This window comes from Mesorhizobium sp. IMUNJ 23232 (genome assembly GCF_044326205.1).
GTDB lineage: Bacteria > Pseudomonadota > Alphaproteobacteria > Rhizobiales > Rhizobiaceae > Kumtagia.
This window is the reverse complement of the sequence record NZ_JBIRCY010000025.1, coordinates 60473-74551: the sequence shown is the minus strand read 5'-3', so window position 1 is coordinate 74551 and position 14079 is coordinate 60473. Positions and strand designations below refer to the sequence as shown.

Here is a 14079-nt window from a genome sequence, read left to right as displayed (position 1 = left end):
TATAAGCACAGCCAAGGCTTGGGATATCGCAAGGCAATTTTTTCATTGTCTGGCGTATCATCTTGGCCATCCTCACGTTCTCTCGCAGGCCGACGATGAAGACCAAGAATACATTCTTCGATGCGCTTGGGACCTACCGGACAATCCTGTTCTCGGTGGTGGTGTTCAGTTTTGCGATCAACATGCTGATGTTCGTCGGCCCGCTCTACATGCTGCAGGTCTACGACCGGGTGCTGCAGAGCCGCAGCGAGATGACGCTGCTGGCGCTTACCGGCATCGCCGTCGCCATGCTCGGTGTCTACGGGATCCTTGAATGGCTGCGCTCGCGCGTGCTGGTGCGCGCCGGCCTGCGCTTCGACGAGATCGTCGCCAAGCCGCTGTTTTCGCGGGTCGTCACCACGACGCTGCTGCAGCCCAACGCCAAGTCCGAATTCGCCCTCAGCGACATCGATCGCCTGCGCGAATTCCTGACCGGTACCGGGCTGATCGCGCTCTGCGACGTGCCGTGGGTGCCGGTGTTCCTTGTCGTCTGCTTCATCTTCCATCCGTGGATCGGCTGGCTCGCCACCGGCGGGGCGCTGATCATCTTCGTGCTTACGCTTCTCAACGAGATGCTGACCAAGAAGACGCTCAACGAGGCGAGCGCCAGCTCGCAGTCGGCCCAGCATTTCGCCAACACCACGCTGCAGAATGTCGAGGTCATCCGGGCACTCGGCATGGAGCAGAGCCTGCGGACACGCTGGGCGGGCATGCATCGCAAGATGCTGGAATTGCAGGCCACCGCCAGCGATCGCGCCGGCGTGCTGATGTCAACCTCGAAATTCGTGCGCATGGTGCTGCAGACGGCGATCCTGGGCCTCGGCGCTTATCTCGCGCTGGAGAGCCAGATCACCCCCGGCATGATGATTGCTGCCTCGATCATGATGGGCCGTGCGCTTGCGCCTGTGGATCAGGTCGTCGGCCAGTGGAAGCAGTTCATCGGTGCCCGCCAGGCTTATGCTCGGCTGAAGGACATGTTCACCCGGCTCCCCGACGAGGAGGAGCGCACGAAGCTGCCGCGCCCGCAGGGCGCGCTCGCGGCCGAGCAGATCGTGGTTGCGCCTCCCGGGTCGCGTACGCCGATCGTCACCGGCGTCAATTTTTCGATCGAGCCCGGCGAGGCGATGGCGCTGGTGGGCCCGAGCGGTGCCGGCAAGTCGAGCCTGGTGCGGGCCCTGGTCGGCGTGTGGACGCCGCTGGCCGGCGCGGTGCGGCTCGACGGTTCTGAGCTCAGCCACTGGAACAAGCACGAACTCGGCGATTATCTGGGTTATCTGCCGCAGACCGTCGAACTGTTCGCCGGCACGATCGCCGAGAACATCGCGCGGTTCAAGGAAGCTGACGCGGAGACGATCATTCTCGCCGCCAAGCGGGCGGGCGTGCACGAGATGATCCAGAACCTGCCAGACGGCTACGAGACCCAGATCGGCGTCAGCGGGCGGCAGCTTTCCGGCGGCCAGCGGCAGCGCATCGGGCTGGCGCGCGCGCTGTTCAACGATCCGGCGATCATCATCCTCGACGAGCCGAACGCCAATCTCGACATGGAAGGCGAAGAGGCGCTGCTGCGCGCGCTGCGCGATCTCAGGGAGCGCAAGCGCACCGTCATCTTCGTCAGTCACAAGATCGGCCTGTTGGCGCTCAGCGACAAGGCGCTGATCCTGGCGGAAGGCCGCATGCGCGCCTTCGGCCCCACCAAGGATGTGCTGCAGCCGAAGGCGGTCTCGACACTGCCCTCGATCGAGGACCAGTCGCGGCCGCGGGCACTCGTCAACTAGTAGCTAAAGCGCAGGCGGGGCGCTCAACAAAGAGCCGCGATTTCAGGTCGAATGTTTGCGCCGGCGCGGTTCGCGTCGGCGAACGACAGGATAGAACGATGAAACCGAAGAAGACGCCCGAAACCAAGCAAAAGAGTTTCTCGCCGACCCCTTACGTGGTCGCCGGCTATGCGACGATCGCGCTCGCTTTCGGCGTCTTCGGAACCTGGGCTGCAACCGCGCCGCTGGCCAGCGGCGTGGTCGCCAGCGGCGTCGTCGTGGTGTCCGGCAACCGCAAGACTATCCAGCACCTGGAAGGCGGCATCATCTCCGAGATCATGGTCAAGGAAGGCGACATCGTCGAGGCCGGAGACGTGCTGATCCGCCTCGATCGCACTCAGGCGGTCGGCAATTACGCCGTGCTCACCGAGCGCTACGATCTGTTGCGCGCCGCCGAGGCGCGGCTGCAGGCCGAGAGCGTCAACGCCGACGCGATCGATTTCCCGCCGGAACTGCTGGCCAAGCAAGGCGCCGAGGAAGCACCCTACATCAAGCTCCAGCGCACCATGTTCCGCGACCGGCGTGGCACGCGCGATGGCCAGACCGGCATCTTGAACGCGCGGGTCGGCCAGCTCGAGGAGCAGGTGCGCGGTCTGGAATCGCAGCGCAAATCGCTGGAGGGTCAGCGCGATTCGCTGGTCGAGCAGATCGAGCGCATGGAGGAAGGCCAGAGGAACGGTTACGTTTCCACCAACCAGGTGGCTCAATTGATGCGCGGCCGGATGGAGCTGGAGGGCAATCTCGGCCGCGTCATCGCCGATACCGCGGGCGCCAACCAGTCCATCGCCGAGACCAAGCTGCGCGTCATCCAGCTCGGGCAGGAATTCGTTGAACGCGCCGGCACCGAGCTTCGCGAGACCCGCGACCAGATCGCGGAAGTCGCGGAGCGCGTGAAGCAGGCGCAGGATATCCTCGACCGCACGGTGATCCGCGCGCCGGTGCGCGGCATGATCCAGGACGTTCGCGTCCACACCAAGACCGGCGTCATCCGCCCGGCCGAGCCGCTCATGGAGATCGTGCCGCTCGACGAAGAGTTCATCGTCAATGCGCGCGTCCGCCCGGTCGACGTCGACCTCGTCATGGTCGGCGGCGCGGCGGAAGTCCGCTTCCCGTCCTTCTCCAGCCGCACCACGCCGGTGATCTTCGGCACGGTGGACGTGGTGTCGCCCGACATCATCCAGCCGGAAAACCCGCAGATCGAACCCTATTACACCGCTCGCATCACCGTCAGCGAGAAGGAAATCCCCGACAGCCTGCGCGGGCGCCTGCAGGCCGGCATGCCAGCGGAAGTCATCGTCTCCAGCGGCGAACGCACCATGGTTCAGTATCTGGTCAAGCCGCTCACGGATGCCTTCTCGAGAGGCATGCTGGAGGAGTAGATTTCGTTCTTCGCTTTGGAATGAACGATCCGGCAGGGCAGTGCCGTCGGCATGACGACCGCACTGCCGACGCCGATGATTCTCTTGTGCGTCCCGATCAGGCCCGATCTGTGCAAGCGGCTGACGGTTGTTCCTTGCGCTCCGACGGTATGAAACGGATGGTCAGGGCCGTTGCCTCAAGCCAGTACCGGCCTTGAGGGTGTGTTGATCCTCACAAATCCCGCACTGCTTAAGGCGATCTCTTTGCGGGCGTAGCGAGACCCGCTTTCGCTCCGGGCCGAGCAACGAACAACGCTTTCAATCCGGGATGAGGCCCTTTGCCGCCGGCGGCAGCGGGCCCGTCGTCCTATTCGAACGTGCTTACCGCGCGCACAATCACAAAGGTCTGCGCGACCAAGGCCAAGAACCGCGTTATTTCAACCGTGGGGTGCTGCGCCAGGAAGAGCACATCCTTGTTGCGAACGGGGAAATTCTGGCCGACCAGATAGGCGCCCGGCTGCGACAGGTCGATGCGGTAGACGATCGGGTACATGTCGGACGCATTGGCTTGCATGCCCTTCGAGGCAAGCTGCCTGAAACGTTCCTCGCCGAGCACCGATTTAAGCACCGCGCCATATTCGTAGCGGAAGATGAACAGGCCCTTCGGATTCGCCCGCGTCGGATCGGCTCCCCCGGCGAGCGCTGCGGCCTCGATGACACTGATCGAGGCAGCACCCAGCGGTATCTTGGCGGACTTGCCGGTCGAGCCGAGCACCGAGAAGGTCTGCGGATCATGGGTCAGGAAGAGTTGGTCGCCGGGCCGTGCATAGACATTCTCGCGAGGCTGCTCGATAAGCGTCTGCAGCAGCGCCTTGCCGGTCTTGCCGCCGCGCGTAAGGGTGACGAAAGTGTCATAGGGCGGCTGGCTCGGGCCGCCCGCCTTGGCGATGACGTCCGTCAGCCGTTCGTTCGACAGGCCAAGCGGGACGACCGAAGGTTTGCCGACCACACCATTGACCGCGACCGTGCGCGAACCGTTCTCGGCCAGGCTGACGATGACGTCCGGCTCGACCGCGCGCGTTTTCAGCGCCTCGACGATCGAACCGCGCGCCGATTCCAGTGTGTTGCCTGCGAACTGCACGGAGCCGATATACGGCACGGGCGCACGCCCGTCAGGCTGGACCGTGACGGTGACGTTGGTCGCCTTGTTGTCCTGCGTCGAGAACAAGCCGTCGGGACCGGCTTCGAAGATGGTGATCTGCACGACGTCGCCGACACCAATGGTCGGGTTCCCGCCACCGCGACCCAAGCCGAACGTCTTGTTGAAGGACGGACTGCGATAGGCCGAGACGATCGACGCGACGTTCTGGTCCATATCGACGATGTCGAAGACGGACTTCTGCGGCTGGCGATAGGTGTGGGCCTTGTTTGCCGAGGCGGAAACGATTGCCTCCATGCCGGGCCCGTTGCTCGGAAAGCAACCCGAAATCAGAAGCGGAACCGCGCCGACAGCGACCACCTTGCGCAGCGCGACGCGCGCGCGGCTGGCTCGACCCTCAAATGTCCGCATTACTGCGTTACCTGCAAAATCAAAGTCCCCATGGCGTGTCGAATCTTCCCCTCGCAGGTTCCACTCCGACAGCACGCGGACTCATGACGGACTAGGCAGGTGGCGTCAACGCCAAACTGCCGGAGGTCATTAGGATTGAAACTGCAGCGTAAACGCTTTGCTAACCGACAGGCCGGGGCGGGCCACATGACGCTCTCCCAACCTGTTGTTTTTAAAAGCTTTGCACAGGCCGTGGCGAATTGGGCACAGCGCGCGAGTTTCTTGCCGCCGAAGGACCGGCTGGGGGTCCATATAGCCCTAACGGGCGCTCGGTGGGGGCCAAGAACGTCGCGCTTTCGCCTCAATCCGGAACCCGGCTGAGTTGTTGAGAAGACATCAAGCCCTGTTTGCCGGCTCCATTTTATTCTTCGAGGATTTCCTTCGAAGCGACGGTCGAGTCGGCATTCAGCCGGTAGACGATCGGCACGCCGGTGCCGAGTTCCATCTTGACGATCGCGTCACCCGAAAGGCCATCGAGCGCCATGATGAGCGCCCGCAGCGAATTGCCGTGGGCGGCCACCAGCACCGTGCCGCCGCGCAGAACATGCGGCTGCATGTCGTGCAGGTAATACGGCCAGACGCGCGCGCCGGTATCCTTCAGGCTCTCGCCTCCCGGCGGCTGGACGTCATAGGAGCGGCGCCAGATGTGGACCTGTTCCTCGCCCCATTTCTTGCGGGCGTCGTCCTTGTTAAGGCCGGAGAGGTCACCGTAATCGCGTTCGTTCAACGCCTGGTCGCGGATGGTTTCGAGCCCGCTCTGGCCAACCGCGTCCAGAATATGCTGACAGGTCTTTTGCGCGCGCTTAAGGACGGAAGTGAAGGCTATGTCGAACTTCAGCCCGTGCGCCTTCAGCCTGGCGCCCGCGGTTTTTGCCTCGGCATGTCCCTGTTCCGTCAGGTCGACGTCGCGCCAACCCGTGAACAGGTTTTCAAGATTCCATTCGCTCTGCCCGTGGCGGACCAGTACCAGTGTTCCCGACATGAATTTCCCCTTGCTGGAAGCTGAACGCGGCGGTCAGGCCAGTCCCAGAACGTCGCGCATCGAATAGAGGCCGGGCTTTCGGCCATGCGCCCAGAGCGCGGCCTTGACGGCACCGCGCGCGAAAATGGCGCGGTCCTCGGCGTGATGCGAGAGCGTGACGCGCTCGCCGAGGCCGGAAAGGAAGACCGAATGCTCGCCGACCACCGAGCCGCCGCGCAGCGTCGCGAAGCCGATGGAACCTGCCCGGCGCGGGCCGGTGTGGCCGTCGCGCACGCGCACGTCGTTGCCGGCAAGCGAAACACCGCGCCCCTTGGCGGCGGCCTCACCGAGCAGCAGCGCCGTGCCGGATGGCGCGTCGACCTTGTGCTTGTGGTGCATTTCCAGGATCTCGATGTCGAAATCCTCGGGGCCGAGCGCCCTGGCCGCCTGCTCGACCAGCACAGCGAGCAGGTTGACGCCAAGGCTCATGTTTCCGCTCTTGACGATGGTGGCATGGCGCGCCGCGGCGGCGATCTTCGCATCATCGTCGGGCGTGCAGCCGGTCGTGCCGATGACGTGAACAATACGCGCCTGCGCGGCATAGCCCGCGAATTGGATGGTGGCGGCGGGAGTGCTGAAATCCAGCACGCCATCGGCCTTGGCAAAAACCGGAAGCGGATCGTCGCTGATGATCACACCCGATGGCCCGACGCCGGCGACCTCGCCGGCGTCTCGGCCGAGCATCGGCGAACCCGCACGCTCGACCGCGCCGACGATCTGGGCGCCGGGAATATCGGCGACGGTCCGGATCAGCGTCTGCCCCATCCGCCCGGCCGCGCCGACCACGACCAGTCCCATGTCGCTCATGCGGCCGTCCCTTCCCTGGTCCGCTTCGCCACCGCCGGCGCACGCTTGATGTCGTTGACCAGGCCAAGGCCCTTGGAACTCTGCACGCGGTGGTATCGCGAATAGACACCATGCGGATCGGCGAGCAGCGACTGGTGCGTGCCTTCCTCGACGACGCGGCCGCTTTCCAGCACGACGATCTTGTCGGCATTCACCACGGTCGACAGGCGGTGGGCGATAACGACGACGGTGCGGCCTTTCATGATGACTGCCAGCGCATCCTGGACGCGGGCTTCCGATTCGGTGTCGAGCGCCGATGTCGCCTCGTCGAGCAGCAGGATCGGCGCGTTGCGAACGATGGCACGGGCGATCGACACGCGCTGGCGCTGTCCGCCTGACAAGGTCACGCCGTTCTCACCCACCTGCGTGTCATAGCCTTGCGGCTGCTCTCGGATAAAGCCATCAGCAGCCGCCAGTTCCGCGGCCGCCCGCACCTCCGCGTCGGTCGCATCCTCGCGGCCATAGCGGATGTTGTCGGCAATCGAACCCTCGAACAGATAGGGCTGCTGCGAAACGAAGGCGATCTGCTTGCGTAGCGAGCTTTTTGTGACCTTAGCGATGTCCTGTCCGTCGATCGTGATCATTCCGCTTTCGACGTCGTAGAAGCGTTCGAGCAACGCCGTCAGCGTCGACTTGCCCGCGCCGGAGGCACCGACGATCGCCGTGGTCTTGCCGGCCTCTGCGGTGAAGGTGACGCCGTGCAGGACGGGCAATTCCTCGCTGTAGCCGAAATGGACGTCCTCGAATTTGATCTCCCCTCTCGGAACATCAAGGGAAGAAGCATCGGGCGCGTCGCCCTGCTGCGGCTTCAGATCGAGGATTTCGTAGATCATGCGGGCATTGACCAGCGAGCGCTCGAGGCCGACCTGGGTGCGCGCGAGCCGGCGTGCCGGGTCATAGGCGAGCAGCAACGCCGTTATGAAGGAAACCAACGCGCCTGGCGGCATTTGGCTGTAAACCGAGCGGTAGCCGGCATAAGCGATGACACCCGCAACGGCGAAGCCCGCCAGCATTTCCGAGATCGGCGTCAGCCGTTCCGAGATGCGGTTCATCTTGTTGTTGCGCGCTTCGGCATCCTTGATCAGCTTGCCGATACGGCGGGAAAGCTGATCCTCCATCGTGAAGGCCTTGACCACCGCTATGCCTTGCGTGGCCTCCTGCATGGCGCCGATCAGCCGTGAATTCACCTCGACCGCCGAACGGGTGATGCTGCGCAGGCGCCGCATCAGCCGGTTGACGGCATAGATCAGGGGAGGCCCAATCAGGAAAGCGAAGATGGAAAGAACCGGATCCTGATACACCATGACGGCGACAAGGCCGATCAACGACACGAAATCGCGAACGACCGCGGTGAGCGTCTGGCTGAGCAGGTCGCGGATACCACCGACATTCGCATTGACCTGGGCGGCGATCCGGCCGGAGCGGACCGATGTGTGGAAGTCGACGCCAAGCCGCATCAGATGGTCGAAAATGCGCTGCTGGTAACGCGCGACCAGATTGTTTCCGACCCTGGCCAGGATTACGGACTGGGCGTAGGAACCAAAACCACGCAGCGCAAAAATTCCGATCACGAAGGTGCAGATCCAGAAAATCTGGCCGCCGCTCTGCTTGTAGAAAATCTCGTCGACGACGCTGCCCATGACCCAGGCCATTCCGCCCATGGTAGCTCCGACCGCCAGCAGCCAGGCCGCCGCCCAGGCATAGCTCCAGATATATTCCCGGCCGTTCTCGGCCAGGACGCGCCGGATTACGGCAATCACCTCGCCGGGATCGGCCCGCTTCTTTTCGGCCTTGGCTTTCAAATCGAAATCAGTCCGTCCGCGTTGCTGTTCGGTCGCCGGCACTCCCGGCACGGCTCCTCATAGCGACATCGGGCGGGCTTGCCTATGCCTGCGGTGTGATCAGTGGCGGGTGTGGTATCGTTGCCGCGAGGGATTTAGGCCCGCCAGCGGCGGCCACGGGTCTCAACGCCGAACTGGTCGGGATTGCGCGCATAGGCGGCAAGGCCGTTCAGCGCGGCGAGCGGATGGGTGATGACGTAGACCGGCATGCCCGCCATCATCTGTGAATGCGGCGCCTTGTCCTCGAAGGCGGCGCGGAAGTTTTTCTCGCGCAGCGCCGGTACGATTTTTTGAGCGATGCCACCCGTCAGGAATACGCCGCCCTGGCTCTTGAACACCAGCGCCAGGTCGCCGGCGGTGCGGCCCAGGCAGGTAACGAAGAAGGCGAGCGTTTCATCTGCAATCTCGTCGGTCCGCTGCAGGGCGGCGGCGGTGATTTCGGCCGGTGTCGTGAAGCGTGGCGACTTGCCGTCGGCGGCCGCGACCGCCCGGTAGGCGTTCACCAAACCGCGGCCGCATAGAATCTGCTCACCCGACACGCGGCCTTCCAGCCGCTCAATATGCGGAAAAATCTCGAAGTCGCGCGGGGTTCGCGGGCCGATATCCATGTGCCCGCCCTCACCCGGAACTGGAATCCAGCGGCCGCGAGAATGGATCAGCCCGGCGACGCCGAGGCCGGTGCCAGGGCCGAGCACGACGCGGGCGGCACCCTCCTCCGGCGCGCCGCCGCCGATCTTTTCCATATGCTCCTCGCCCAGCGCAATGACGGCCAGCGCCTGCGCCTCGAAATCGTTGAGCACCACGACATCCGACAGCCCGAGGCTGGCGAACATGCCTTTCGGCCGTACCACCCAGGGGCAATTGGTGAGCGCGATGGCGTCGCCGTCGACCGGGCCCGCGACAGCGATGACCGCGGAGTTTGGACGGACGGGGGCGTCGCGGAGGATCGATCCGGCGATGGCGTCGTCGATGGTCTCGAAGTCGGCGGTACGGACGATTCGCGGCTCGCCGGCCTCCCTGTCCGGCGATTCGACGATGGCGAAGCGGGCGTTCGTGCCGCCCACGTCGCCGATCAGGATGGGAAACCGCAGGCTTTCTTCCTCAGGCGTCATTCTCTTTCGTCCCCGAACCGCGGCTTCTGCCGTTCTCCTGGTCGCGAAGCAACACTTCGGCGGTCGCCCGGTTGAGCGCCATCGGGATGTCGTAGACGATGGCCAGCCGCATCAAAGCCTTCACATCCACGTCATGCGGCATCGGCGTCGGCGGATCAACGAAGAAAATCAGTGCGTCGACCTTTCCCTCTGCAATCAGCGCGCCGATCTGCCGGTCGCCGCCGAGCGGGCCGCTCCGCATGGGCTGGAAATCCCGCCGGGCGAAAAGCCCGGGGTTCCTAAGGGCGAGGGCGAGGCAACGGGATGCCTATCTCCGGCGTGGGAGCAAAGGCACTGATAGGCGCGGACTCCGGCAAGGCGGGTTCGGCCGTCGCCGGCTGGGACGCTGCCACCTCCGGGACTGTCGCCCCAGTAGCCTCGGCGCGGGCGACCGCCATGGCATCGATGCCGGGGCCAACCGTCACGGAAGCTTCTGAGACGGGTGCGGGCGCTTGCAGCACGGCGCGGCATTCCTTAGGCAGGCTGGCCATGGTCATCAGGTCGCGGGCCTTCGGCGCATCCGGGTTCTTGTTGGGGCGCCACGGCTCCTCAGTGAACCACCAGGCGAGCGACTCGTCGCAGCCCTCGCCGGGTGTTGTCGCCTGCTGCCGCTTGCAGCCGGGCGAACCGGGCTGACAGCCGATACGGATGTGGAAATGATAGTCATGGCCCCAGAACGGCCTGACCTTGCGCAGCCAGGTCCGATCGCCGGTGACCGTGTCGCAGAGTTTTTTCTTGATGCCGGGATTGACCAGGATGCGTTCGACCTGCGGATAGCTGGCAGCGCGCTTTAGCAGGCGCGCATGGGCCGGTGACCACAATTGATCGATGACGAGATGGGTTTTCTCGTTGACCAGCGAAGTTGCGCTCATGTTCTCTCGCTCGGTGGGAGTAAGCCTCCGGTCGGGCATCGGCGTGAACCATATGTCGGCGTCGAGGCCAATCTGGTGCGAGGCATGGCCGGTCATCATCGGACCGCCGCGCGGCTGCGAGATGTCGCCGATGAGCAGGCCGGGCCAGCCGTCGGCGGTGGCGTCGCGCGACAATCTTTCGATCAGGTTGATCATCGCCGGGTGGCCCCAGCGACGATTGCGCGACAGGCGCATCGCCTGCCAGGTCGGGCCGTCGGTGGCGATGGCGACGCCGCCGGCGAAGCATCCCTTGGAATAGAAGCCGATCGACTGCGGCTGGGTGGCGGCCGGCAACCTCTTGGATCCAAACAGGTTTTTGGCAAGTTCCGCCGACTGGACCGGCTGGGCTGCCGGTATGGCGAGGGTCAACGCCACCGTGATGAGGGCGGCGATGCGCGCCGCGCGTGCAAATATCTTCATGCGCTATCCCCGGCACACCCCGTCGGCCAGCCTGACGCCGGCTGGTTAACGGAGGGTGAATCAACGGCGTGGCGAAATTTAGCACGCGAGGAACGGAACCGGCGATCACGAAGCCCTGATCGGGCTCCTGGCGCCGGCCGCATCGCCCGCCCAACTGCCGTCCGCCCACATGGCGTCGAACGCCGCGCGATAATCCGGATAGCGGAAGGAATAGCCAGTTCTCCGGATCAAGGCATTGGAAACACGCTTATTTTCGCCGTAGAAACTGCGCGCCATCGGCGACAGTTCCGCAGTCTCGAATGGAATTTCCGGCGGCGACTCAACACCCATGACTTGCGCCGCGTAAGCGACGACGTCCTGCGGCGGGGCAGGGAGATCGTCGGTGACGTTGAAGACGCCGCCGAGATTACGCTCCGCCAGATGCCAGAGCGCGCCGGCAATGTCCGAAACATGGATGCGGTTGAATACCTGATCCTTTTTTATCAAGCGCTTGGCGGTGCCGTCGCGCAGATTGACAAAGGCGTTGCGGCCCGGACCATAGATGCCGGAGAGACGTAGCACCGCTACCGGCAGAGAGGCGTCGCGGCCGAGTTCCAGCCATTGCTGCTCCGCCTCGACGCGCCGGCGGGAGCGCGCCGAGGTTGGCCGGCATTCGGTGCTCTCATCGATCCAGGCGCCAAGATGATCGCCATAAACGCCGACGGTGGAAAGGTAGCCGATCCAGCCGAGGCGAGGCATAGCGCCCAGGATCGTTTCGCGGGCTGCGGCAAGCACCGGATCGCCGGCATCGTCCGGCGCGACCGAGACAATGAGGTGGGTGGTGTCGGCCAAAGCATTGATCACATTGCCGGAGACACTTCTGCCGCCAAATGTCAGCGGCGCGATGCCAGACGCCTGAAGGGCTGGAAATTTCGCTTCATCGCGGGTAGTCCCGACAATACGGGTGGCACCGGCGGGTCGGGCGGCGGCGAAAGCTTTCCCGGAATAGCCGGCGCCGAAGATGAAAACCTGCATGGCGAAAAAGGCTCCGTCTGACGTCTCGGACCGGCTCGGGTCCATGAGGATGTGTTTTCAACAGCTCGTGGCTCAAGCGACGGGGAGTGGAGGCTTCGAGCCTGACAAGGCGGCCCGCCACTCCGATAGAACGCTATCGTCAGCCTCCATTGCGCTACTGTGGAGCGACATGAGCCTGGCGCGGTCCACCAGTTTCGACAGCGCCCAAACGGCCGCACCGCGCACCAGCGCTGAGGGGTCGTCGAGCAAGCGGATGCATCCGCCGGCAAGCGATTCTTCGCACGAATTGCCGGCGGCGATGAGCACGTTGCGCAGGAACCGGTCGCGGCCGATGCGCTTGATCGGCGAGCCGGAGAATTTTTCGCGGAACGCCGCGTCGTCGAGGTCGAGCAGATCGGCTAGTTTCGGCTCGCGCAGATCGTCGCGGGCCTTCAGCTTCACCTCGGAGGCTTCCCTGGCAAATTTGTTCCAGGGACAGGCGGCGAGGCAGTCGTCGCAGCCATAAATGCGGTTGCCGATCTTCTCGCGGAATTCCAGTGGGATCGGACCCTTGTTCTCGATGGTGAGGTAGGAGATGCAGCGGCGGGCGTCGAGTCGGTAGGGCGCCGGGAAGGCATTTGTCGGACAAGCATCGAGGCAGGCGCGGCACGAGCCGCAATGGTCGGTTTCGGGCGGGTCAGGGTCCAACTCGGCGGTGGTGAAGATCGTGCCGAGAAAGAGCCAGGAACCGTGCTCGCGGCTGACCAGATTGGTGTGCTTGCCCTGCCAGCCGATGCCGGCGGCCTCGGCCAGCGGCTTTTCCATGACTGGGGCGGTGTCGACGAAGACTTTTACGTCGCAGCCGGTTTTCGCGGCGAGCTTTCCGGCCACACCTTTGAGCCTGCCCTTGATCAGATCGTGATAGTCTCGGTTCTGGGCGTAGACGGAGATGGCGGCGCGGTCGGGCCTTTCCAGGATCATGCGCGGGTCGTGCGCCGGGCCGTAGTTCATGGCGAGCACGACGATTGAGCGCACCTCCGGCCAGAGAGTGCGGGGATCGCTGCGCCGCGCCAGCGTCTCCCGCATCCAGGCCATCGAGCCGTGAAAATTCTGGGCGACGAACTGAGCCAACCGCTCGCCGGCGAGCGGAATGGCGTCGGGAGTGGTCACGGCGACAGCATCGAAGCCGGCGGCTTTCGCCTCGCGATCAAGGAAGGCGCGGAGGCGGGCGCCCGCGGAGCCAGCCGCCGGCGGGCGCTCCGCCGAAAAATTCTCAGAAATCGAGGTCCGCATAATGGGAGACCGGCGAGAGGCCGCGCACCCTATCGTTGAGCAGCGGGCGGAAGGAGGGGCGTGATTTCACCCGCACATACCACTCGCGCGCCGCGCCATGCTCGCGCCAGTCGATCTCGCCGAGATAGTCGAGCACGGAAATCGCCGAGGCGGCGGCGAGGTCGGCATAGCTGATGCGTACGCCGGCCAGCCATTGGCGGGTACCGGCCAGCCAGTTGATGTATTTGAGGTGCTGGCGGATGTTGGAGCGGGCGGCGCGGATGGCGGACGAATCGGGCGCGCCGCCGCCGAGGTCGGACGGCATCAGCGGCTTCAGCACGCGCTCGCGAACCAGATGCCGCGTCACCTCGCTCTCCATCTTGGTGAGAAACCAGTCGACGAGGCGGCGGATCTCGGCGCGCTGCATCGGGTCCTCGGCGAACAGGCGGCGCTCGCGCTTCAGGACGCCACGCGTCTCGTCGACATATTCGCCGATGACCTGCGCGCCGACGATCGGCACGTCGCCTTCGGCCAGCAGCACGGGCAGCGTGCCAGCAGCGTTAAGCGCCAGAAATTCCTTGCGGCGGTTCCAGGGCTTCTCCTCGATCAGCGCCAGTTCCTCGCCATACTCGCCGAAGGCGAGGCGGACGAAGCGGCAGGAGGCGAGCATAGGGTGGTGGAAAAGCGTCAGCATGGTCCTGCGCGAATTCGAAGGCACTGGCAAATCAGAGCCGCGCGTCTAAAACCACGGCCGGCCACCGTCAACGGGCGGTTAAGGCGCTTGACCTATAGGAGGGTTCCGGC

At 64.6% G+C, this 14079-nt stretch carries 11 protein-coding genes and 1 pseudogene; 2 read left to right on the top strand and 10 right to left on the bottom strand.

Going from position 1 to position 14079, the window contains the following annotated elements; genetic code table 11:
• The first annotated feature begins 95 nt into the window (after positions 1–95).
• Both ACH196_RS18800 and ACH196_RS18795 read left to right on the top strand, forming a co-directional pair.
• On the top strand, positions 96–1814 hold the full coding sequence (locus ACH196_RS18800; protein WP_396648452.1) for a type I secretion system permease/ATPase: 1719 nt from the start codon (positions 96–98) through the stop codon (positions 1812–1814).
• A gap of 98 nt (positions 1815–1912) precedes the next feature.
• Positions 1913–3232 (top strand): HlyD family type I secretion periplasmic adaptor subunit, encoded by a 1320-nt coding sequence (locus ACH196_RS18795; RefSeq protein WP_396648451.1) that lies wholly within the window; start codon positions 1913–1915, stop codon positions 3230–3232.
• Between the two features lie 346 nt (positions 3233–3578).
• Here the strand turns inward: ACH196_RS18795 and ACH196_RS18790 are convergent, their stop codons facing one another.
• From ACH196_RS18790 to ACH196_RS18745, 10 genes and pseudogenes are all read right to left on the bottom strand, one after another.
• Positions 3579–4781, bottom strand: coding sequence for a polysaccharide biosynthesis/export family protein (locus tag ACH196_RS18790; RefSeq protein ID WP_396648450.1), 1203 nt, complete (start codon positions 4779–4781; stop codon positions 3579–3581).
• Positions 4782–5181: 400 nt separating this feature from the next.
• Entirely contained in the window at positions 5182–5802 is a 621-nt protein-coding gene (locus ACH196_RS18785; RefSeq protein WP_396648449.1) for a 2,3-bisphosphoglycerate-dependent phosphoglycerate mutase, read from the bottom strand.
• A 33-nt stretch (positions 5803–5835) separates the two neighbouring features.
• Positions 5836–6648: a 4-hydroxy-tetrahydrodipicolinate reductase gene (dapB, locus tag ACH196_RS18780; RefSeq protein WP_396648448.1), complete on the bottom strand. Its 813-nt coding sequence runs from the start codon at positions 6646–6648 to the stop codon at positions 5836–5838.
• Positions 6645–8531 carry an ABC transporter ATP-binding protein gene (locus tag ACH196_RS18775; protein ID WP_396648447.1) on the bottom strand — a complete coding sequence of 629 codons (1887 nt, stop codon included), beginning with the start codon at positions 8529–8531 and terminating at the stop codon, positions 6645–6647. Before ACH196_RS18775 ends, dapB begins: the two co-directional genes overlap by 4 nt.
• A gap of 92 nt (positions 8532–8623) precedes the next feature.
• Positions 8624–9640 carry a glucokinase gene (locus tag ACH196_RS18770; RefSeq protein WP_396648446.1) on the bottom strand — a complete coding sequence of 339 codons (1017 nt, stop codon included), beginning with the start codon at positions 9638–9640 and terminating at the stop codon, positions 8624–8626.
• A pseudogene (locus tag ACH196_RS18765) lies at positions 9630–9881 on the bottom strand (methylglyoxal synthase); the annotation flags it as partial. The gene ACH196_RS18770 and the pseudogene ACH196_RS18765, both read right to left, overlap by 11 nt.
• A 37-nt stretch (positions 9882–9918) precedes the next feature.
• Positions 9919–11010 carry a penicillin-insensitive murein endopeptidase gene (gene mepA, locus ACH196_RS18760; protein ID WP_396648445.1) on the bottom strand — a complete coding sequence of 364 codons (1092 nt, stop codon included), beginning with the start codon at positions 11008–11010 and terminating at the stop codon, positions 9919–9921.
• Between the two features lie 105 nt (positions 11011–11115).
• On the bottom strand, positions 11116–12024 hold the full coding sequence (locus tag ACH196_RS18755; protein ID WP_396648444.1) for an SDR family oxidoreductase: 909 nt from the start codon (positions 12022–12024) through the stop codon (positions 11116–11118).
• A gap of 72 nt (positions 12025–12096) precedes the next feature.
• Positions 12097–13296 (bottom strand): tRNA epoxyqueuosine(34) reductase QueG, encoded by a 1200-nt coding sequence (queG, locus tag ACH196_RS18750; RefSeq protein WP_396648443.1) that lies wholly within the window; start codon positions 13294–13296, stop codon positions 12097–12099.
• On the bottom strand, positions 13277–13969 hold the full coding sequence (locus ACH196_RS18745; protein ID WP_396648442.1) for a glutathione S-transferase family protein: 693 nt from the start codon (positions 13967–13969) through the stop codon (positions 13277–13279). Before ACH196_RS18745 ends, queG begins: the two co-directional genes overlap by 20 nt.
• Positions 13970–14079: the final 110 nt, after the last annotated feature.